The 19,775-nt window shown below is 66.3% G+C and carries 20 protein-coding genes and 1 riboswitch; of the genes, 6 read left to right on the plus strand and 14 right to left on the minus strand.

Going from position 1 to position 19,775, the window contains the following annotated elements; translation table 11 throughout:
- The 7 genes from AB4Z00_RS04400 to cbiE all read right to left on the minus strand — a co-directional run.
- Nucleotides 1-384: catalase (locus AB4Z00_RS04400; protein WP_442045073.1), on the minus strand; the 384-nt coding region annotated here is incomplete at its 3' end.
- 147 nt (nt 385-531) lie between these two features.
- On the minus strand, nt 532-1,332 hold the full coding sequence (gene map, locus AB4Z00_RS04405; RefSeq protein WP_442045074.1) for a type I methionyl aminopeptidase: 801 nt from the start codon (nt 1,330-1,332) through the stop codon (nt 532-534).
- Nucleotides 1,329-1,547, minus strand: a complete 219-nt coding sequence (locus tag AB4Z00_RS04410) for a ParD-like family protein (RefSeq protein WP_314468591.1) — start codon at nt 1,545-1,547, stop codon at nt 1,329-1,331. Before AB4Z00_RS04410 ends, map begins: the two co-directional genes overlap by 4 nt.
- A 91-nt stretch (nt 1,548-1,638) precedes the next feature.
- A complete protein-coding gene (gene cobF, locus AB4Z00_RS04415) occupies nt 1,639-2,409 on the minus strand; it encodes a precorrin-6A synthase (deacetylating) (RefSeq protein ID WP_442045075.1) in 771 nt (256 codons plus the stop codon).
- Nucleotides 2,406-3,215: a precorrin-4 C(11)-methyltransferase gene (cobM, locus tag AB4Z00_RS04420; RefSeq protein ID WP_442045076.1), complete on the minus strand. Its 810-nt coding sequence runs from the start codon at nt 3,213-3,215 to the stop codon at nt 2,406-2,408. The genes cobF and cobM overlap by 4 nt, the downstream gene beginning before the upstream one ends.
- Nucleotides 3,212-3,577, minus strand: a complete 366-nt coding sequence (locus tag AB4Z00_RS04425; RefSeq protein ID WP_442045077.1) for a cobalamin biosynthesis protein — start codon at nt 3,575-3,577, stop codon at nt 3,212-3,214. Before AB4Z00_RS04425 ends, cobM begins: the two co-directional genes overlap by 4 nt.
- Complete coding sequence (cbiE, locus tag AB4Z00_RS04430; RefSeq protein WP_442045078.1) at nt 3,574-4,779, minus strand: precorrin-6y C5,15-methyltransferase (decarboxylating) subunit CbiE; 1,206 nt, start codon at nt 4,777-4,779, stop codon at nt 3,574-3,576. Before cbiE ends, AB4Z00_RS04425 begins: the two co-directional genes overlap by 4 nt.
- Here cbiE and AB4Z00_RS04435 point away from each other — a divergent pair.
- Nucleotides 4,778-5,527 (plus strand): cobalt-precorrin-6A reductase, encoded by a 750-nt coding sequence (locus tag AB4Z00_RS04435; RefSeq protein ID WP_442045079.1) that lies wholly within the window; start codon nt 4,778-4,780, stop codon nt 5,525-5,527. The two genes, cbiE and AB4Z00_RS04435, sit on opposite strands and share 2 nt — an antisense overlap.
- On the opposite strand, the gene cobJ is transcribed toward AB4Z00_RS04435, so the two are convergent.
- The 5 genes from cobJ to AB4Z00_RS04460 all read right to left on the minus strand — a co-directional run bounded on the left by cobJ (nt 5,503) and on the right by AB4Z00_RS04460 (nt 10,004).
- Nucleotides 5,503-6,252, minus strand: a complete 750-nt coding sequence (cobJ, locus tag AB4Z00_RS04440; protein ID WP_442045080.1) for a precorrin-3B C(17)-methyltransferase — start codon at nt 6,250-6,252, stop codon at nt 5,503-5,505. The genes AB4Z00_RS04435 and cobJ overlap by 25 nt on opposite strands.
- Nucleotides 6,249-6,998: a precorrin-2 C(20)-methyltransferase gene (gene cobI / locus AB4Z00_RS04445; RefSeq protein WP_442045081.1), complete on the minus strand. Its 750-nt coding sequence runs from the start codon at nt 6,996-6,998 to the stop codon at nt 6,249-6,251. Before cobI ends, cobJ begins: the two co-directional genes overlap by 4 nt.
- Complete coding sequence (locus AB4Z00_RS04450) at nt 6,995-7,624, minus strand: precorrin-8X methylmutase (protein ID WP_442045082.1); 630 nt, start codon at nt 7,622-7,624, stop codon at nt 6,995-6,997. Before AB4Z00_RS04450 ends, cobI begins: the two co-directional genes overlap by 4 nt.
- Nucleotides 7,625-8,758, minus strand: a complete 1,134-nt coding sequence (locus AB4Z00_RS04455) for a cobalamin biosynthesis protein CobG (RefSeq protein ID WP_442045083.1) — start codon at nt 8,756-8,758, stop codon at nt 7,625-7,627.
- Between the two features lie 176 nt (nt 8,759-8,934).
- A riboswitch (cobalamin riboswitch) is annotated at nt 8,935-9,162 on the minus strand.
- 122 nt (nt 9,163-9,284) lie between these two features.
- Complete coding sequence (locus AB4Z00_RS04460) at nt 9,285-10,004, minus strand: DUF899 family protein (RefSeq protein ID WP_442045084.1); 720 nt, start codon at nt 10,002-10,004, stop codon at nt 9,285-9,287.
- Nucleotides 10,005-10,290: 286 nt separating this feature from the next.
- On the opposite strand from AB4Z00_RS04460, the gene AB4Z00_RS04465 reads away from it, so the two are divergent.
- From AB4Z00_RS04465 to AB4Z00_RS04480, 4 genes are all read left to right on the plus strand, one after another.
- The gene (locus tag AB4Z00_RS04465; RefSeq protein ID WP_442045085.1) at nt 10,291-11,463 is read left to right on the plus strand and encodes a glycerophosphodiester phosphodiesterase family protein; all 1,173 of its coding nucleotides are present in this window, start codon (nt 10,291-10,293) and stop codon (nt 11,461-11,463) included.
- Between the two features lie 94 nt (nt 11,464-11,557).
- Entirely contained in the window at nt 11,558-12,226 is a 669-nt protein-coding gene (locus tag AB4Z00_RS04470) for a glutathione S-transferase family protein (RefSeq protein ID WP_442045086.1), read from the plus strand.
- A gap of 129 nt (nt 12,227-12,355) precedes the next feature.
- Nucleotides 12,356-14,089, plus strand: coding sequence for an ATP-binding protein (locus tag AB4Z00_RS04475; RefSeq protein ID WP_442045087.1), 1,734 nt, complete (start codon nt 12,356-12,358; stop codon nt 14,087-14,089).
- Nucleotides 14,090-14,295: 206 nt separating this feature from the next.
- Nucleotides 14,296-16,443: a putative bifunctional diguanylate cyclase/phosphodiesterase gene (locus AB4Z00_RS04480; protein ID WP_442045088.1), complete on the plus strand. Its 2,148-nt coding sequence runs from the start codon at nt 14,296-14,298 to the stop codon at nt 16,441-16,443.
- Nucleotides 16,444-16,942: 499 nt separating this feature from the next.
- Here AB4Z00_RS04480 and AB4Z00_RS04485 read toward each other — a convergent pair whose 3' ends face one another.
- Nucleotides 16,943-17,665 carry a sugar transferase gene (locus AB4Z00_RS04485; RefSeq protein ID WP_442045089.1) on the minus strand — a complete coding sequence of 241 codons (723 nt, stop codon included), beginning with the start codon at nt 17,663-17,665 and terminating at the stop codon, nt 16,943-16,945.
- Between the two features lie 153 nt (nt 17,666-17,818).
- Entirely contained in the window at nt 17,819-18,106 is a 288-nt protein-coding gene (locus AB4Z00_RS04490) for a hypothetical protein (RefSeq protein ID WP_442045090.1), read from the minus strand.
- Nucleotides 18,107-18,268: 162 nt separating this feature from the next.
- Between AB4Z00_RS04490 and AB4Z00_RS04495 the strand changes: the two genes are divergently transcribed.
- Nucleotides 18,269-19,735 (plus strand): oligosaccharide flippase family protein, encoded by a 1,467-nt coding sequence (locus AB4Z00_RS04495; protein WP_442045091.1) that lies wholly within the window; start codon nt 18,269-18,271, stop codon nt 19,733-19,735.
- Nucleotides 19,736-19,775: the final 40 nt, after the last annotated feature.

Raw genomic sequence — 19,775 nt, forward strand, 5'->3', positions numbered from 1 at the left:
ACGACACGCTCGGCGCTCGGGGATGCGCTCATGGTCGAAGTGGAAGATCTTCTCGCGGAAATGGAAGTCTTCCAGAAGCGTCGGCCCGCGCGCGCCCTGCTTCAGGCTGTTCTGGTCGTCCGAAACCGGCACGCCCTGCTGGGTCGTCAGCGCCGCMACGCCCTCCCCCGCGCTCTGRCGGGTTTCTCCGCCGGAWCCTTGCGTCTCGGCATAGCTATGGGAGATCGCGGCRTCKGCCGGAACCGGGTCGGCCTTGGCGCGCGTTTCGCCGCCGATGTCGGCGGCGGTGATGTCAGATGGAGCCTTTTTCGACGGCGTCTTTTTCGACGGCGTCTTTTGGGCGGGTGCACGCTTCGCGGAAGCTTTCGTGGGGGTCTTGGCCATGGGCTATCCTCGCTGGGATGAGATGGCACCGATGCTCTCGCAGGCCGCCGCTTCGGCACACCTGCATGCTCGGTGTCTGTGCCCGATAACCCCGCCCGCGAAGGGGAGTTGCCGCCGATCCGCCGAAATTAATCTAGGTCATCGCGATTATGCCCGGGCCGGGCGCAAGGCGGTCTTGCCGCGCGACGGAAGCCTTTCCTCGGGCCGCAGGGTGAGGACGCGCACGCCATTCCGGGTGACCGCCACCGTGTGCTCGAACTGGGCGGACAGCTTGCCGTCCACCGTCACCACCGTCCAACCGTCATCCTCTGTGCGGACCATGCGCCGCCCCTGGTTCAGCATCGGCTCGATCGTGAAGACCATGCCTTCTTCCAGCCTCACGCCGGTACCTGGCCGGCCGAAATGGAGCACTTCGGGCTTCTCGTGCATTTCCCGGCCGATGCCGTGTCCGCAATATTCCCGCACGATCGAATAGCCGGCTTTCTTGGCGTGATGTTCGATGGCGTGGCCGACATCGCCCAGCCGCGCGCCGGGCCGAACCGCCTGGATGCCTTTCCACATGGCCTCATATGTCGTCTTCACCAGACGCGCGGCCGCAGGCGCGATCTCGCCGACGGCATAAGTCTTGCTGGAATCGGCAATGAAGCCGTTCTTTTCGAGGGTGATGTCGAAATTGACGATATCTCCCGCCCGCAACGGGTTGGTCTCGGAAGGGACCCCGTGGCACACGACATCGTTGCGGGAGCAGTTCAGCACATAGCCATAGCCGTACTGCCCCTTGCTGGCGGGCCGCGCCGCCAGTTGGTGGACGATCATGTCCTCCACCAGGTCGTTGATCTCCATCGTCGTCCGCCCGGCGAGCGGCTGTCCATCTAGGAACGTGAACACCGATGCCAGAAGACGGCCGGATTCGGCCATGAGTTCGATTTCGTCGGGCGTCTTGATCATGGCACGCGCGCCCCGCAGGCCAGATCGTCAGGGTCGACCCCCGCCTCCCTGAGTTCGCGAATGACGATCTGCTGGAACGTGAGCTGTGGGTTCAACTCACAGAGCATGCCGATCCTGATCCAGAAAGCCGCCTGCGCGTTGATCGAACGATAGGACGCCTTGCTGGCCTTGCGGAGCTGGTCGTGCAGCTCATCCTCGATATTGACGATACCCATGCAACCGGCCTTTACCTTATGGACCATATACGAATCATATATGGTCCATATGCATGCCGACGAGATCGGGCAAGGGGTAGCTTCTTCCGGGCTAGGCGCCTGAACCGGACTTTCGCAGCAAGTAGACATCCATGATCCAGCCATGCTCCGCACGAAGCGCGGCACGGCGACGCACGATCTGCGGGCCGATTTGCGCCAGGTCGCCCGCGATCAGGCATTGTTGCGGCATGCCGAGGTACGCACCCCACCAGATCGACAGGCCCTCCGGCGGCAGCGCGGCGAAGGCGCAAGTGCCGTCAAGCATGACCACCAGCGTTTCCGCGTCGCCCGGCCATCCGCCGTCGCGCAGGCGCCGTCCCGTCGTGATCGTCACGGGCGCTCCCAGACCGTTCAGCGCAATGCCGTGAGCCGCCGTGAGGACCTGGATGCTGGTGATGCCCGGCACGACATGGACCCTCAGCGCCCGCCCCCCGCGCTGCAGCCGCTCCGCGATTCGCAGGGTGCTGTCGTATAGCGAGGGATCGCCCCAGACCAGCAGTGCCAGCGTGCCGCCTTCCGGCAGGTGCCGGTCGATCTGGCTCGCCCAGACCCCGGCAATCGCGGCGTGCCAGGCATCCACGGCTTCGAGATAAGGCGGGGTTTCCGAACGGACGGGGAGATCGAACTCCACGACCCGCGTTTCTTCCGTCAACACGCTGTCGCAGATCGACCGGCGCAGATCGAGCAGATCGGACTTCGCCTCGCCCTTGCGGGGCAGCAGGATCAGGTCCGCCCCGTTCATCGCGCGGATGGCCGCAAGCGTCAGGTGGTCCGGGTTGCCGGTGCCGATGCCGATCAGGTGGAGATCCACCGAGCCGGTCATGGCTCCAGCTCCCCGGCAAGGCCCGAGGAAGCGAATGGCGATTGCGCCGATTGCGGCCGGAAGCGGCGATCGTAGTCGGGGGCATAGAGGCTGCTTTCCGCCGCCACGCCCTCTTCCACCTCCAGAGCCCGTCCCACCAGGATGAGGGCCGTGCGCTCCATCGTGCCCGCCACGGCCTGCTCCACACCGTCCAGCCGCGCCCGCACGACCTTCTCGTCCGGCCAGCTCGCCCGCCAGACCACCGCCACCGGGCAGTCCGCGCCGTAGTGTGGCACGAGATCCGCGACCAACGCGGCAAGGTTGTGGATCGAAAGGTGGATCGCCAGGGTGCTGCCGGTCGCGGCGAAGGCGGAAAGGCTTTCGCGCTCCGGCATCGCGCTGGCCCGGCCCGGTGTCCGCGTCAGCACCAGCGACTGCGCCAGACGCGGGACCGTCAACTCGGTCTCCAGCGCCGCCGCAGCGGCGGCGAAGGCCGGTACGCCCGGCGTCACGCTGATGGGGATACCCAACGCGCGAAGGCGGCGGATCTGCTCGCCCATCGCGGACCAGATCGAGAGGTCTCCGGAATGGAGGCGGGCCACGTCATGGCCCTCGGTATGGGCCTGCGCGATCTCCGCAAGGATCGCGTCGAGATCCAGGGACGCGGTGTTCACGATCCGCGCCCCGGGCGGGCAATGCTCCAGCACGGCGGCGGGCACCAGCGAGCCCGCATAGAGGCACACCGGGCTCGACGCGATCAGGTCGCGGCCGCGCAAGGTCAGCAGGTCGGGCGCGCCCGGACCGGCGCCGATGAAGTGTACGGTCATGAACTGGCTCCCTGGGCCATGGCGCAAGTGGCCATGCGATCGGACGAGATATGGCGGGCCGTCAGCAGCCGGGCGCCGGGACCGGCCGCCGCCAGGGCCGAGGCTTCGGCGACGCTGCCGGTACGGCGAGCGGCAAGGCTGGCGGCGGACAGAGTCGCCGTCGCCGCCGCTTCCAGCGCTTCGCCAGCGACGGGGACTGCCGGAACCTGTCGCTCCTGAGCAAGCAAGCGCAGCAGCGCGATCTTGTCGGCAGGCGCGGCCAGAACGTCCGGTTCGGCGCGGTCCGCGCAGGCCCGCGCCAGTGCGTCACGCAAGGAGGAGAGGGATGCGCCCGCGCGAAATCCGAAGCCGGCCACGATCACAAGGTCACGCTCCATTGCACGACGGGATAGTGGGCCTTCCAGCCGCGCCGCGTGCCCAGCGGCGCGGCCTGCGCCAGTTCGATGCGCAGCAGCGTGCCGCCCACCTCGCCATGGACCCTGGCCAGCAGAGCCTCGCTTTCCAGCGTGACGGCATGGGCCACCAGCCGGGTGCCAGCGGGGAGACCGCAGAGCCGCTCCAGCAGCGGCGCCCCCAGCCCGCCGCCCACGAAGACGGCATCCGGCAGGGGCTGGTTTTCCAGCACCTCGGGGGCGCGTCCTTCCACCACGCGCAGATGATCGACGCCCAGCGCCAGGGCATTGCCCCGCGCCCGCGCCGCGCGCTCGCGATCGACCTCGAAGCCCACGGCCCGCATGTCGCGGTGAGCGAGCAGCCATTCTATCGCGATCGAGCCCGATCCCGTGCCGATGTCCCAAAGCATCTCGCCGGGCCGGGGCGCGAGCGCCGAAAGCGCCAGGGCGCGCAGCGGGCGCTTGCTGATCTGGCCGTCGTTCGCGAACCAGTCATCGCCGCGTCCGGACGTCCGGGGCAGGACGCGCCCTTCCCCCGCACAGAGCACGCCCACGGCGACGGGATGAGCCACGTCGGTCAGATCGAAGCCCTCGGCTGCCACCTGCCGGATCCGTTCGCGCGGGCCGCCCAGCGCTTCGAGCACCGTGAGCTGCGATGCCCCGAACCCTTCCGCCGCGAGATAATCGGCCAGTTCCGCGGCAGCCGCCCCCTCGCGCAGCAGCACCAGGGCCCGCTGCCCCGGCGCAAGGTGCGGACGCAACCGCGACAGCGGCGCCGCGTGGAGCCCCAGACACGGTGTCGCCTCGACCGGCCAGCCCAGCCGCGAGGCCGCGAGGGCGAAAGTCGAGGGCACCGGGTGCGCGGTCCATTCCCAGCGGTCGAGCGCCCGTGTCACCACCGAACCCGCGCCGAACCAGAACGGATCGCCGGAAGCCAGCATGACCACCCGCCGCCCCCGCAGCGCCAGCAGCGGCGCCAGCCCGCTCTCGAACGGCACTGGCCATGTCCGACATTCCGCACTAAGCCCCGCCAGCAGGCCGAGGTGGCGGGCGGCGCCGGTCACCACTTCGGCCGCCGCAAGGGCGGCGCGGGCCGCCTCGCCGAGGCCGGACAGACCGTCCTCGCCGACACCGACGATCGTCAGCCATGGCTTTTGGGGAGCTTCAGACATGACCCGCGTCCTCATTCTGGGCGGCACCACCGAGGCGAGCGCCCTCGCCGCGGCATTGGCCGAGCGCGAGATCGACACCGTGCTGAGCTATGCCGGACGGGTGGCCAGCCCGCGAAGCCAGCCGGTTCCGGTCCGCGTGGGCGGCTTCGGCGGCATTGCCGGGCTGGAGCGCTATCTGCGCGAAACCGCCGTCACCCATCTGGTCGATGCAACGCATCCCTTCGCGGCCACGATGAGCGCTCATGCCATTGCCGCTGCCAAGGCCGCCGGCATTGCGCTGGCGGCGCTGACGCGGGCGCCCTGGGCACCGCGCGGCGGGGATCGCTGGCATCAGGTCCCAGACCTTGCCGCCGCCGTCGCCAGCCTGGAGGGTCCGCCGCGCCGGGTGATGCTGGCGCTCGGCCGGATGCACGTCGAGGCTTTCGCGGCCCAGCCCCAGCACCGCTATCTGCTGCGCTTCGTGGATGCCCCCACCGAAGCGCCGTCCCTGCCGCATCACGACCTCGTGATCGACCGCGGACCCTTCACGCCGGCGCGCGACACGGACTTGCTCCGTACGCACCGGATCGACCTGCTGGTCTGCAAGAACGCAGGCGGCTCCGGCGCGTCGGCCAAGCTCGAAGCCGCGCGCGAACTGGGGCTTGCCGTGACGATGATAGACCGCCCCGCGATCCCGCCCCGCCGCGCGCTGGAACGGGTGGAGCAAGTGCTGGACTGGCTCGCTCATTCCGCCCACCGCGGCGTGTAGAGCACCGGACCGCGGTCTCGCGCCACCAGCCGGGTGCGGCTCGATCCGACGATGACCATGGTGCGCATGTCCGCCATCTCCGCCCGCGCCTCGGCCAGCGGCACGATGGTCAGGACTTCCTCGGGCGTGGAGACGGCGCGGGCGAAAAGGATCGGGCGCTCCGGCCCGCAAGCCTCGCGCAGGATCTCAAGGACGCGCGCGAAACCTTCCGGCCGCGCCTTCGAACGCGGGTTGTAGAAGGCCATGGCGAAGTCCGCTTCCGCCGTCAGCCGCAATCGGCGCTCAATGAGTTCCCAGGGCTTGAGATTATCGGAAAGGTTGATGGCGCAGAAGTCATGGCCCAGCGGCGCGCCCGCCCGCGCGCTCGCCGCCAGCATGGCGGTGATGCCCGGCAGGACCCGGATATCGAGTTCGCGCCAGTCGGCGGGGCCCTGCTCCCAGGCCTCGAACACGGCCGCCGCCATGGCGAAGACGCCCGGATCGCCGGAGGAGACCACCACCACGCGCCGCCCCTCGGCCGCGAGCGAAAGCGCATGGGCCGCGCGCTCCAATTCGACGCGGTTGTCACTGGCATGGAAGCGCAGGCCCGCGCGCGGCGCCACCCGGGCGACATAAGGGCCGTAGCCGATCACGTCGGTGGCGGCATCCAGGGCCGCAGAGGCCTCGGGCGTGACGAGCGTCTCGTCGCCCGGCCCCAGCCCGGCGATGGCGAGCCAGCCGCTCATGGCCGGCGCCCCTGTCCGTGGATCAGCAGGATCGAGAAGTAGGGCGTCACGGCTTCCGCCTCGGCGAGCGGCGTCACCCGCTGCTCGGCCATCGCGGCATGCTCCACCAGCCAGGCCTCCCCCTCGCGCCCGGCAGCGATGACGGCGCGGCGCAGCTTGGCCAGGTTGCGGCCGATCTTCATGACCACGAGCGCGTCGGTATCGCGAATGCGCCGCGCCAGATCTGCCTCCGGTAGCGTGGCGGTGAGGACAGTGAGGACATCGTCGCCCCAGGTCATCGGCGCGCCGCATGCCGTCCAGGCGCCCGACATTCCGGTGATCCCCGGCACGACGGCGACCGGCACCGGTGCCGGCCCCGCATTGCCCCCTGCTTCGACCAGGCGGGTATAGAGGTGCATGAACGAGCCGTAGAAGAAGGGGTCGCCCTCGCAGAGCACCACGACATCCTCGCCCTCGCGGACAAGCTTCGCCAGTTGCTCGGTCCAGCTTGCGTAGAAGCGGGAAAGGCAGGCGTTGTAGCGCGGGTCTCCCAGCGGAATCTCCGTGGTCACCGGATATTCCATCGCATGCTCGACGACATCGGCGCGGAGCATGCCCTCGACGATCCGCCGCGCCTGACCGGGCCGGCCGGCCTTGCGGAAGTAAGCGACATGCCTGGCTCCGCGCACCAATCGGTCGGCGCGAACGCTCAGCAGGTCCTGCGCGCCGGGGCCCAGTCCGACGCCGTGTACGGTTCCCACGCTCATTCCGCGCTGCTCGCGATGGCGTTGACCGCGGCCACGGTGATCGCGCTGCCGCCCAGCCTTCCTTCGACGATGCAGCAGGGCACCGGGCAGGTATCCCATAGGGCGGCCTTGGACTCGGCCGCCCCCACGAAGCCGACCGGACAGCCAATGATCGCTGCCGGGCGCGGGCAATCGGGGTCCTCCAGCATGTCGAGCAAGTGGAACAGCGCGGTGGGCGCATTGCCGATGGCCACCACCGCCCCGCCAAGGTGCGGCCGCCAGAGTTCGAGCGCCGCCGCCGAGCGGGTATTCGCCATCGCCTGCGCCATTTGCGGGACTTGCGGATCCTGGAGCGTGCAGATCACCGCATTGTCCGCGGGAAGCCGGGCGCGGGTGATCCCTTCGCCCACCATGCGCGCATCGCACAGGATCGGCGCACCCGCCTCCAGCGCCGCCATCGCCGCGCGGGCGAATCCGGGCGAGAAGCGGATGTGCCGCGCCAGCTCCACCAGCCCCGAGGCGTGGATCATGCGGACCGCGATGCGCTCCTCGTCAGCGGGAAAAGCCGCGAGGTCCGCCTCGGCGCGGATCGTCGCAAACGACTGGCGATAGATGGCCGCGCCATCCTTTTCGTAGATATGCGCCATTCATGAGGCTCCGAAATGGGCAAGGACATGGTCGGGAGAAAGGCCGCCCCGCGTCGGCGGGTCGCCCGCGCGGCCACGGAGGGCGAGGTCGAAGGCGCCGTCGCGCCCGGTCAGGACCACGTCGCTCGGCCGTGCGCGCGCGCAGCCTTTGGCGCAGCCGGAAACGTGCAGGCGCCCGGACACATGCGGCGCCAACCGGCGCGCCAGTTCGCGCGTTTCGACCGTCGCCTGCGGGCATGTCGGCGCGCCCGGACAGGCATCGGCGCGCAGCAGCGGGTCGCCGGGATCGAGAATGAAGCCCTCCACCGGCTCTCGCACGTCGGATTCCGCCAGAAGCTGCCGCCAAGGTGTAACGCGAAGCGCCGCAGCGCCGGTCGCTGCCATCAGCCGCACCAGTGCCTCCCCCTCGATCCGCCCGAACGGCACCCCGTAGCCATGCGGCGCAGCGGCTCCGACGGCGGGACGGCTATCCCCCCGCGCCCATTGCGGAAGAGCGGCCGTGTGGCGCGAGGCCCGGCGGGCAGCGGCGCCGCCGGTCTCCACGAACCAGTGGGCCAGCGCGATCAGGCGGTCTGCGGCTTCTTCCAGCGGAATGGAAACCCCGCTCTCGCGCCCGTCGAGGCGGAGCAGCAGGCCGCCGGCTTCCGCGCGCTCGATGCGGAAATCCGCAGGGCTGTCCAGCAGCGTGGCGACGGGGCCGGCATCGACCGCGATGCCCATCTTTCCGGGCAATTCGGGCAACTCGGCCAGACGGCCCAGGAGTTCTTCCGCGATCCGCGCGGTATCGTCCCCGCGATCCCAGCCGGGTGCGACAAGCAGGTTGCGCCGCCCCTCCAGACCGGCGTCGGCATCGACCAGGCCCCGGTCGACCAGGGCGCGCAGCAAATCCTGCCAGCCCTGCTCGCGGACACCGCGGATCTGGAGATTGGCGCGATTGGTGATGTCTATCGCACCGCTGCCGAAACGGCGCGCCAGATCGGCAAGCACCGCGATCTCGGCCGCGGTCAGGCGCGCCAGCCGGGGCTTCACGCGCACGATCAGCCCGTCTCCGGCCATCATCGGACGCCAGGCATCCGGGCACCATCCGCGCAAGGCGAAGCCTGTCATCGGGACGCGCGTTTCATCCTGCCGCACGGCATCATCCTCTCGCGCGCAGCGACGATGACCGGGGCTTGCCGACGGGCGTCGGTCCGCACGCAACGACGGGCGGGCGCGATGAACGCCCGTCCTGCGCGCCGATGCAGCCCCAGCCGCACGGCTTCGTCGCTCACGCGGAGTACCGAGCCTTGGCCTATCCCTGGGCCAGGGCAAGAGCGACCGATGCGCCGGCAGGTCTCCTGGCTTGCGGGTCAAAGCGCGATGCTCGGCCTTCCCGGACCGTGGCGCCGGGCGCCCGCGATCCAGTGGCCGGCTTCCCGGGGGAAGCCACGGCATCTTGCTCACCGCTCACAGTTGCAGGGACAGCCGCGGATTCGAGGGACGAACCCTCTCACCGCGTTCCCTATTAAGCCTCGTTCGAGGCACCGGCGCGATCTTGCCCGCCGATCCTGACGGATCGAGCGGGCACCGGGGCGCTAACGCAGGAAATGCCGATCCGCAAGTCTCATGGAGCCACGTCCAAACAGGGACGCGCGCTGGGAGCGCGGTTAGAGCCCCCCGGTCAGCGGTAGCTCAGCTTCGGGAAGAAATCCCCGCGTCCCTCGGGCAGCAGGTCCAGCAAGCCCCAGACCGGGTCCAAAGCATCCAGCGAGCGATGGTGCTGGTCCGGCTCCTCCGGGGCGTAGAGCAGTTCGCCGCCCCAGAAATGCCGAACCTCGCCGCCATCCTTGCGGAAGACGTTGATCATCGGCTCGTCCCAGTCCTTGCCGTCCTCGTACCCGCGTTCCTGGCGCATGGCGGGGGTTACGCCGGCCGTGTTGCCGAAATAGTCCCGTGTGTAGCTGCTGCCTTCGGCCGATAGGAACCGGAGATGCGGCCAGCGGCGTTCACGCGCCCAGGCCACCAGACGGGCCAAAGGCGAACGGGCGACGACGTAGAACGCCGCAGCCTGCGGGACATGCCGTGCGGCCCCGTCCAGCCCGTCGAGCAGATGCGTGCAGCCGGTGCAGGGCTCGTCGCGCTCGGGACCGAACATGTAGCTGTAGAGGATCAGGCTGGGCTTCCCCGCGAACAGTTCCGACAGCCGCACCTGCTCCGGGCGCTGATGATCCCCGATGCGCTCGAAGACGTAGTCCTCCTTGATCGTCCCGCCGGGGGGCAGCGCCCGGCGCATCGCCGCAACCGTTTCCGTCTGGCGGCGCAGGGCCATTTCGGCATCGAGCAGTTCATTGCGCGCGCGGCGGTATTCGGCGCTTTCGTTAGGAAAACTGAGATGTTCCATGATCGGGCTCCTCCCTCCGGTTGCTCCCCTGACGCTCGCAGCCTGAACGCCCGAACGAGGGCAAGAGTTCACGCAAAGCTGCGGCAAATCGCCGCCCCCTTCCGGCAACGCGGCAAGCCCCTGACGCAAGGCGATATTCCGACCCCGTGCTGTCATGATCCGGGGCTAGTCGCGCAAATGACCCACCCTGCCGCCCCGCCAGGAGGCGGGATCATGGCCGCAGCGCCGCGCTTCTGCACGGGGTACGCTGCCCGCGATCCCTGCCTTGAGCCCGGAGATTACCGCGATGAACCACCACCCGACCGAAACCACCCTGTCCCGCCGCGGCATGCTCCTTGCCGGCGCTGGGGCAGGCGCCGCCACGCTTCTCGGCCAAGGCCCCGCACTGGCGGCGCCGCAGAATTCGGTCGCGCAAACTGGAGGCGCGCGCAAGAAGCCGCTGGTGATCGGCCACCGCGGCTGTTCGGCGCTGCGGCCCGAGCACACCTTGGCGTCCTATGCCAAGGCCATCGACCAGGGCGCGGACTTCGTGGAGCCGGATCTCGTCTCGACCAAGGACGGTGCCCTGATCGCCCGGCATGAGAACAACATTGCCGAAACCACCAATGTCGCGGACCATCCCGAATTCGCCCAGCGCCGCACGACCAAGGCGATCGACGGGGAAAAGGTCACCGGCTGGTTCACCGAGGATTTCACCCTCGCAGAGATCAAGACCCTGCGCGCAGTCGAACGGCTCGGCGCCATGCGCCCCGAAAGCAAGAGCTACGACGGCCAGTTCCAACTGCTCACGCTTGAGGAAATCGCGGACTTCGTGGCCGCGGAATCCGCCGCGCGCGGCCGCAAGATCGGCCTCATTCCCGAGATCAAACACTCCACCTATTTCGCCGGGATCGGCCTGCCGCAGGAACAGCGCTTCCTCGACCGCGTGGCCGCGAGCCATTATCTCTCGACGGCCCCGGTGATCGTCCAGAGCTTCGAGGTGGCCAATCTCAAGTGGCTGCGCCCGCGCATCGCCGCCTATCGCAGCCTGCAGCTCCTGCAACTGACCGTGCCTCTGGACATGCACCCCGCCGATGTCGCCGCCTCCGGGGGCAGCCTCACGTTCAAGCAGATGCTCACGCCCGCCGGTCTGGCCGAAGTCAGGACTTATGCCGAGTGGATCGCCCCCGTGCTCCAGGGGATCATTCCCTTCGGCGATGCCACGGGCAAGTCCGGCCCGCTGGGCAAGCCGAGCACGCTGGTGCGCGATGCCCATGCGGCCGGCCTGCTCGTCTCGACCTGGACGGTACGACCGGAAAACAGCTTCCTGCCCACGGACTTCCGCGGCCCGGGCGGCGATTCGGCGCGTCAGGACAAGGCCTGCATAGAATTCATGCGCCGCTTCATCGCGGCGGGTGTCGATTCCTTCTTCACCGACGATCCCGGCCTCGGACGTGCGGCCGTGGACGGCACGGCCTGACACAGCACTCTTCGGCAACCCGCCCGCCCACACGAACCCGGATCGCCTGTCGCTTCGCTGCATGGTAGGATCCCGCGTTGCCTGGAGCCTCGCCATGACGATCACCATCACCGCCTTCGAAAACTCGCCCGACCGGGGCCGGGGCCTGGCGCGGGACATGCGGGTACGCTGGGCGCTGGAGGAACTGGGCCTGCGCTACCAAGTGCGGTTGCTTTCGTTCGAAGCGCTCAAGAGGCCCGAACATCTCGCGCACCAGCCCTTCGGGCAGATCCCCAGCCTGGAAGACGGCGATCTCGTGCTGTTCGAATCCGGCGCCATCGTCCTCCACCTCGCCGGCACACACCCCGGTCTCCTGCCTGAGGATGCCGATGCCCGTGCGCGGGCCGTCGCCTGGCTCTTCGCGGCGCTCAACACGGTGGAGCCGCCCATCGTCGAATGCACCATGGCGATGATATTCGAGCGGGAGCAGCCCTGGTTCGCAGCGCGGCAGCCGATGCTGGAAAAGCGCGTGCAGGCCCGCCTCCAGCAACTGACCGCCTCGCTTGGGAGCGCCGAATGGCTGGACGGTGCCTTCAGCGCGGGAGACCTGATGATGGTGACCGTGCTGCGCCGACTGGTCAGTTCCAACCTCCTCGACGCCTGGCCCCCACTGCTGGCCTATGTCGCCCGCGCCGAAGCGCGCCCCGCCTATCAACGCGCCTTCGCGGACCAGCGCGCGGTATTCGAAGCCGCATCCGGTGCCCGGCCCGAAGCACCGGCCTGAACGCCTGCCCCTGACCGCGCCTTTCCGGCACCCCCGAAAGAATACATATCGCCGGGTTCGGCTTGCGGAAGGTTTCGCGCGCTAGACCCGCGTGCGGTGCAGTCACGATCGAAACCGAAGGCGCTTGCCATGGACGCCACCCTGTTTTCTCCCCCCAGTGTCCCGGCATCGCCCGCCGAGCCCTCGTCGTGGTACATTTCGGCCATGGAGCGCCTCGTCGCCGCGGTGCAGGACTTGTCCCACGCGCGCGATCTGGACGCCGTCACCGCCATCGTCCGGGACGCCGCGCGCAACCTGACCGGAGCCGACGGCGCCACGTTCGTCCTGCGGGACGGCGACATGTGCTACTACGCGGAGGAGAACGCCATAGCGCCCTTGTGGAAGGGCCGCCGCTTCCCGATGAGCACATGTGTCAGCGGCTGGGTGATGATCAATGCACAGAGCGCGGTAATCGAGGATATCTACGCCGATCCGCGCGTCCCGGTCGAAGCCTATCGCCCCACGTTCGTGAAGAGCATGGCGATGGTGCCGATCCGCCGCACCTCGCCCATCGGCGCCATCGGCAACTACTGGTCGTCCCGCCGCGCGCCGACGGCAGAGGAACTGGCCATTCTCCAGGCCCTGGCCGACACCACCTCGGTCGCGCTGGAAAACGCCGAACTCTACACCCGCCTCCAGGGCATGGTGCATCGCCTCCAGGAACAGCAGAGGCGCATCAGCGAGCAACATGCCAGTCTGGGCGTCTTCACCCGCGCGCTGGCACACGATCTGCGGGAACCCGTGCGCACGCTGATGTCGTTTTCCGACCTCCTGCGCGAAACGCCCGAAGACGAACCCGCAAGCGGCGACCGGCAGGCAACCTACTTGCGCTTCATCGGCGAATCCGCCGCGCGCATGGGCATGCTGATCGACTCGGTTTCCCAATATACGCGCCTCGACGTTCAGGACGAACCCGAGCGGCTGACCTGCAACCTGGCGGACATCGTCGAGGACGTGCGCCAGAACCTGGCCCGCATCATCGCCGAACGCGGTACCGTGCTGACCCATGCCGCCCTGCCCGATCTCGTTGCCGACCCGGTGCAGCTACGGCAATTGCTCCAGAACCTGATCGCCAATGCCATTCTTCACAACGAAGGTCCGGTAACGGTGACGATCGCGCACGATATCGTCGATGGACGCGACCGTTTCAGCGTCTCCGACAATGGCGTCGGCATTCGGCCGAGCGAGATCGACCAGGTGTTCCAGCCGTTCCGCCGGCTGGTTCACAGCAACGAAGCCTCCGGGCTCGGGCTCGCGATCTGCCGGCGCATCGTCGCTCTCTATGGCGGCGAAATCGGCTGCTCGGCCACGCGCGGGAATGGCGCGACCTTCCACTTCACCCTGCCCGATGCCCAGCTTGATACCCCCTGCGATCTGGAGGGCAGGCCGGAATCCATCGCCAATGTGCTGATCGTGGACGACCGGGAGGCAGACCTTGAACTGACCGAACTCGCGCTGTTCAAGCGGCCCCGGCTGCGCTGCAACTTGCGCAGCGCCCGCGACGGCCGAGAGGCCCATCGCCTGCTCGCGGCGCCGGGCACGGACATCGACCTGATCCTGCTGGACATCAACATGCCCGATGTCGACGGCTTCAGGTTGCTGGAGCAGATCCGGGAAGACGAGCGATTGAGGGACATGCTGGTCATCATGTGCAGCGGCTCCGACTATGGGCCGGACCAGCGGCGCTCGGTCGAACTCGGCGCGGCAGGATATTTGCTCAAGCCGCCCCGTTTCTCAAGCTTCCGGGACATCGTCGCCGGCCAGCCGGGGCTTCGCCTGATCGAAGATGAGAGCGGCCTGACCCTGCTCCGCGCCTGCGCCTGAACTTTTCGCCTATAATAGGAAAAAGGGCGCGCGGGGCGAGACAGCCGCTGTCCCAGGGTTGCGAAGATATTTCCGGCACCCGACTGTCTGGTTGCGATTTGTTGACGAAAGCAGGTTAATGCAATCGCTTCGAAGGACCCAGAAAGTCGGGGACCAAGTAGGGATCGCGAATGCTTAACGGCCAGAAATTAGCGGGTCACCGGGGGGTGGCAGCGATCGTTGGTCTTCTTGGGCTGACGCTTGGCGGTTCGGCGGCACTTTTCGTGACCTCGCAGTCCATGGACCGAATCGCGGCGAACCGACAGCAGCAGCAAGTCGAAAAGACCATCGCGCGCACGCTTTCCGGTGCTGCAGCCCAGGCCGCAGCCACCAGCGCCCGCATGGAGCCTGCGCAGCGAATCGCAGCGCTCGGCCCGGACGAAGCCGCCAACTGGCTGGACAATGAGCTGGGACGGCCGACCGTCAGCGCTGAAACCACCCGGACCGTGGCCATCCTCACCCGTTCCGGCGCGATTTACGGCTATACCCGCGGCGGCCGGGCCGACGAGGCCGATCTGGAGGAAATCCAGGACACGGCCAAGGATCTCGCCAGCTCGCTCCACCCATCGCCTGCCTCGGAAGGAAYAGCCGCCAAGGCAGCGCCGGATGCCAAGGCCGATCTCGCCTCGATTCGCGGCGTCCCCGTCGTCGTCGCTGCGTCCCGCATTCCCGCGGCGGGAGAGCCCTTGTCGCTGGTGACCATCACCTACCTCGACGATCCCCTGCTCAATCGCTGGTCCAGCACGCTGATGCTGGATGGGTTCACGGCCCTTGGCCCCCGCACCGCTGCGCCGTCCAACATGCGAAGCGTCCAGTTGTCAGCCTCGGACGGCACCTCGCTGGGCCGCCTTGCATGGCGGCCGGCCATGCCGGGGGAAGCGATCCGCGAATACGTCATCCCGGCCACCCTGGCGATCGGCGCAGCCGTGCTCGGCCTGTTCCTCATGGTGGCCTATCGTGCCAGCAACCTGAAGGACGAAGCCGAAACGAACTCGCAGCGCGCGCGCTATCTCGAACTTTTCGACCCCATCACCGGGCTGGTGAACCGCACGACGTTCATCAAGCAGCTTGAGCAGATCGCCGGTTCTCAGGCCTGTCAGCTCATCCTGCTGGACATCGACGATTTCAGCGCCATCAACGAAGAACTGGGCCATCGTGCCGGGGATCAAGTCATCCTCGACTTCGGCAAGCAGTTGCTCAAGGAATTCCAGGGTTCCCAGTGCCTCGTCTCGCGGCTCGACGGGGATGAATTCGCCGTGCTGATCGTCGGCAATTCGGACATCTTCACCCTCGGCCCCCGTGCCACCGGCATCGCCGTCACGCGCGAAACGCGGGACGGAACAACCGTCGCCGTCACGATCTCTGCCGGCATCGCCGCTGCTCCGGAACATGGCCATACCGCCAGCGACCTGATGCGCCATGCCGACATCGCCCTAGGCGCTGCCAAGACGGCGGGACCGGAACGCCACGTCGTCTACGATCCCGCACTCGGCGAGGCCTTCAAGAGCCGCAAGGGCCTTGAAGCGCGGATGAAGAAGGCCATCGAGGACGAAGGCTTCGAGCTGTTCTATCAGCCGATCATCAGCCTGCGCACCATGAAGCCAGCCGGGGTGGAGGCACTGTTGCGGCTGAAGCGCGGCGCCAAGGACACGCCCGCCGTGTTCGTCCCGGTGATCGAAAAGCTCGGCCTCATGCCGCAACTCGGCGCGTGGATCATCCAGCAAGCCTTCCGCGACAGCCGCCGCTGGCCGGACCTGCGCACCTCGATCAATCTCTCCCCGCTCCAGCTCGAGAATCCTGCGCTGCTCGACCAGATCGACTTCAACCGCGCCCGGTTCGACGTTTCCCCGAAATCGATCGGCTTCGAGATCACCGAAGGCGTCCTCCTGAACAAGTCGCCCACCGTTCACGACAACCTCCAGGGTCTGCGCGACCGCGGTTACGTGATCGCGCTCGACGACTTCGGCACAGGATACTCATCGCTTAGCTACCTCTCCGAATTCGAAATTCACCGACTGAAACTGGACCAGAGCTTCGTTCGCGGCGGCCGCCTGATCGAGATGCGCAGCGCCACGCTGATCCAGGGCGTGATCGACATCTGCCACAAGCTGAATATCGACGTTGTCGCAGAAGGCATCGAGGAAATCGCGGAAGCCGCTACCCTGCGCCAATGGGGATGCGATTTCGCCCAGGGCTACCAGTTCGGCAAGCCCGCCCCCGCCAGGATCGCCGCGCAAAACCTCATCACTCTCCAGAACAACGCCGCTGCCATCGTCGATTACCGCACGGGCGAGCCTATCCTGGGCGTGCTTTAACTGAGACCGGGCGCCAGATTGTTGGCCTCCTCGCTTCGCCTTCTCCTCGTTTGATCCTCCTTACGACAGAGCCACAGAGGCTGCTCGTAGCTGGCTCTCAATGCCAAAACGGCTGAGCAATCGCAGTACGCAAAAGTCACTATCACCGCTGGCCTCGCAGCTTTGGCAATACCCGCAATCGCGGATATCGCGCCCGAAGTGGATCAGAAGCGCAGATGCCATTTTTATCAGACCACAACCCGCGCCGGACTTAGCGTCAAGGAACTTGGGCGTAGCGGCAGCTAAGATTGACATGTACCGTCACTTCCGCACCCACAGCGCAGACACACAATGCTCACATAAGTCATAAGGCTCCAGTACCGAAAAGAAACTGATAACGAACCAGTCTTCCTCGGCCCGATCACGCACGAACACTGCCAAAATTGCCGCGAGCATGTTCGCTCGCTGTCACCTACGATGCGGTTGCAAATTCACGGCCAGCGCAAGCGTGTTTATTCTTTCAATAAGACCCCTTCGCCGCCAGAACCGCTGGCAAAGTCTTGGCCATCAACCACAAGTCGAACGCCACACTTTTCCTGCCCACGTAAGCCACATCCATGGTGACGCGTTGCTGATAGGACGTGTCACTTCTGCCGCTGGTTTGCCAAATGCCCGTAAGACCGGGCCTGACACGGCAATAATGCTCGAAATAGGACCCGTATTTCTGGACTTCCTGCTCGACGATCGGCCTGGGTCCCACCAGGCTCATTTCACCCGACAGAACATTGAGCAACTGCGGAAATTCATCGAGACTCAACTTCCGCATTACCGCCCCTAATGGCGTGACTCGCGGATCGGACCGCAGTTTGCGGGTAGCGTCCCATTCCGTCCTGGCCGCAGGCGAGACCTTGAGATGAGCGGCCAGAATGGCATCGCCATCGAGCTTCATCGTGCGGAACTTCAGACACTGAAAATAGCGCCCCCTGTGACCGATCCGGTTATGCCGATAGAATACCGGCCCCGGATCGCTGACAAAAACCATCACCGAGAGCACGGCTAGAAAAGGTAGCATAAAAGCAAGAATAAGAAGCGAAATCGTCAAATCAAAGACGCGCCAGGCCGCAGACTCTGCGACTGATATCGCTCTAGGCTGCTCATTCCGAATAGCGCTGGAAAAATTCGACCTTGCCTGCAAAGGAAGTCTTGCAAGCATGGCAATATCTGTCGCGTGGTAATTCCCCATGATGCTTCCCCGCCGGAGCACGTCAGTGCCCCTAGTTCTTCGTTAACGCGGAGCTATCATCTCCGCCTTCGCGGTTGCAACATAAGATGCCTCCATTTTGGAAATCCATCACAGTATTCTATCCATTATTATCAGTATAATACTTACGTATTTTTACCGAAAATAATTGAGTCTGCCTCGATCGATGACAGACACATCGACAATGGACGCAAATCGCCCCGACCCGATGGATATTGGAAATGGCAGCCCCATTAGCGGGTGTGGATCGGGTCTGGTGCGGTGTTTCACCAAGATCCGACCAATATTTTCATCCGCAGCGGCGGCATCTTTGAAACAAAAATCCGACGAACCCTGATAATCCTGCGCAAGCTTACATATGCGCGCGCCTGTCCGAGGCATCAACGCGACCAGCAACTGGAGTTCGCACAGCTTGTCTTCCATTCCGAAAGTCGATCTCCAGGCCATTACATTAGACTACCCAACCGCCACGGCGCGGGCGCCTTCTATCGCCCGCTCCAAAGGCAAGGGCGAGGCGGCCGGGCACACGATCGATTCTGCGGAACACCGCCTCTCAAACCACTCCAGTGCAGGCTGCGCGAGCCTATGACCACCGCTGTGCTAACCACGCAAACCTTGCGCGATGTTCGCAAGCGCGGCGGGATGGCGCTGTTCGCCTTCGTGGCCCGTGCGCTCGAACAGGTTTCGACGCTGGTGATGACACTCCTGGCAGCTCGTTTCCTGCTCCCGGCAGAGTTCGGCATTTTCAGTCTCGCGAACGTCTTCGTGATACTTGTGCAAACGCTGATATATACCGGGATATTCCAGTTTATCCTAACGGCCAAAGGTGATGAAGACCTTATAGTATCAACGAGTTTCTGGCTGATACTCATGCTGGTCGGCGGGGCATCCGCCCTTCTGGCGGCAGCCGCGTACCCGTTGCAATGGGTGTTCGCCACGCCCGAACTCGGGTTCGTGCTGCTTCTGCTGGCCCTGGCTCAGCCGGTCGCAGCGCTTGTCGCCTGGTCGTCCGCAACGATGCTCAGGCGCAAGCACCTGGCGCGCAACTTCCGCTTCGTGTTCCTGGAGAACCTTGTAGCGCTGGTCAGCGGTGCGGTCTTGTTGTGGTCCTGGCATTCCCTTTATGCACTGGTCGCTGCCCGCTATGCGCGTATCGCGTTCGGAGCGTCGCTCTTCATTCTGGGGGGGAAGACCTGGCCCCGGCTGACTTTCAGCAGGCCCTTGGCACGAAGGGCCGCGATTTTCTCCAGCAATCTCTATGGCTCACGCCTTCTGGCATTCCTGTCCCGCTATGCGGCCGACGTGCTTCTGGGGCTGTTTCATTCCCCCACGAATGTCGGCCTCTACCGCTTCGGCAACCGGATCGCGACCGGGGCAACGGATGTCCTGAGTCAACCAATGAGCAACTTCGCCTCGACCCAGTTCGGCAGTGCCGCCCGGCAGGACCTGGACCTCGCGCCGCCGCTCGCACGGCTGTCCGGTACGGTCGCATTGCTGACCGGCATGGTCGGGGCGGTCATCATCGTCTTCGCAAGCGACGCCGTTTCGGCGCTGTTTCAACCGTCCTACCTCGCGGCCATGGTCGTCACTTATGCCATGGGTCTGCGCGGGGTGGCGGGCGTCGGGCAGATCCTGGTCGAGCCCGCCTTCGCGGCCCTCGACCGGACATCCTGGGTCATTGCCTACAACCTCGTCACAGCCGTTGCCTCCATCGCTGCCGTCGTTGCCGCTGCGCCATTCGGGATCGAGGTGCTGGCCTGGACACAAGCTGCCATTGTCTTTCTGAGCACGCTCTGGGCGTTCCACCTGATCCGTTGGAAGGGCGGCATTCGCGTCAGCGAAGCCGTTTGGAATTTCGCAATGGCCTGTCTCCTGGCCCTCGCATTCGGGATCGTCCTTCATGCGATGAGGCAAAGCGGGTTCGTCACCGACACGCACGGCGCAGGCATCAGGCTCGCCCTTCATCTCGCGGTTTCGGGGCTGCTGGCCCTCGTCGTGCTCCTGATCGCAACTCGCCTCCGCGTCTTCAGCCTTGAGGCCTTTTCCGGTTGAGGGATACAATAGTGATGAAAGGGACTTTCGTTGCCCACGC

It is taken from the genome of Novosphingobium sp. YAF33 (assembly GCF_052113265.1).
Classification (GTDB): Bacteria; Pseudomonadota; Alphaproteobacteria; order Sphingomonadales; family Sphingomonadaceae; genus Novosphingobium.

Coding starts and splice junctions, on each gene's coding strand:
- map (WP_442045074.1), bottom strand. CDS start 1,332: ATGATCAAGACGCCCGACGAAATCGAACTCATGGCCGAATCCGGCCGT.
- AB4Z00_RS04410 (WP_314468591.1), bottom strand. CDS start 1,547: ATGGGTATCGTCAATATCGAGGATGAGCTGCACGACCAGCTCCGCAAG.
- cobF (WP_442045075.1), bottom strand. CDS start 2,409: ATGACCGGCTCGGTGGATCTCCACCTGATCGGCATCGGCACCGGCAAC.
- cobM (WP_442045076.1), bottom strand. CDS start 3,215: ATGACCGTACACTTCATCGGCGCCGGTCCGGGCGCGCCCGACCTGCTG.
- AB4Z00_RS04435 (WP_442045079.1), top strand. CDS start 4,778: ATGACCCGCGTCCTCATTCTGGGCGGCACCACCGAGGCGAGCGCCCTC.
- cbiE (WP_442045078.1), bottom strand. CDS start 4,779: ATGTCTGAAGCTCCCCAAAAGCCATGGCTGACGATCGTCGGTGTCGGC.
- cobJ (WP_442045080.1), bottom strand. CDS start 6,252: ATGAGCGGCTGGCTCGCCATCGCCGGGCTGGGGCCGGGCGACGAGACG.
- cobI (WP_442045081.1), bottom strand. CDS start 6,998: ATGAGCGTGGGAACCGTACACGGCGTCGGACTGGGCCCCGGCGCGCAG.
- AB4Z00_RS04450 (WP_442045082.1), bottom strand. CDS start 7,624: ATGGCGCATATCTACGAAAAGGATGGCGCGGCCATCTATCGCCAGTCG.
- AB4Z00_RS04460 (WP_442045084.1), bottom strand. CDS start 10,004: ATGGAACATCTCAGTTTTCCTAACGAAAGCGCCGAATACCGCCGCGCG.
- AB4Z00_RS04465 (WP_442045085.1), top strand. CDS start 10,291: ATGAACCACCACCCGACCGAAACCACCCTGTCCCGCCGCGGCATGCTC.
- AB4Z00_RS04470 (WP_442045086.1), top strand. CDS start 11,558: ATGACGATCACCATCACCGCCTTCGAAAACTCGCCCGACCGGGGCCGG.
- AB4Z00_RS04475 (WP_442045087.1), top strand. CDS start 12,356: ATGGACGCCACCCTGTTTTCTCCCCCCAGTGTCCCGGCATCGCCCGCC.
- AB4Z00_RS04485 (WP_442045089.1), bottom strand. CDS start 17,665: ATGGGGAATTACCACGCGACAGATATTGCCATGCTTGCAAGACTTCCT.
- AB4Z00_RS04490 (WP_442045090.1), bottom strand. CDS start 18,106: ATGGAAGACAAGCTGTGCGAACTCCAGTTGCTGGTCGCGTTGATGCCT.
- AB4Z00_RS04495 (WP_442045091.1), top strand. CDS start 18,269: ATGACCACCGCTGTGCTAACCACGCAAACCTTGCGCGATGTTCGCAAG.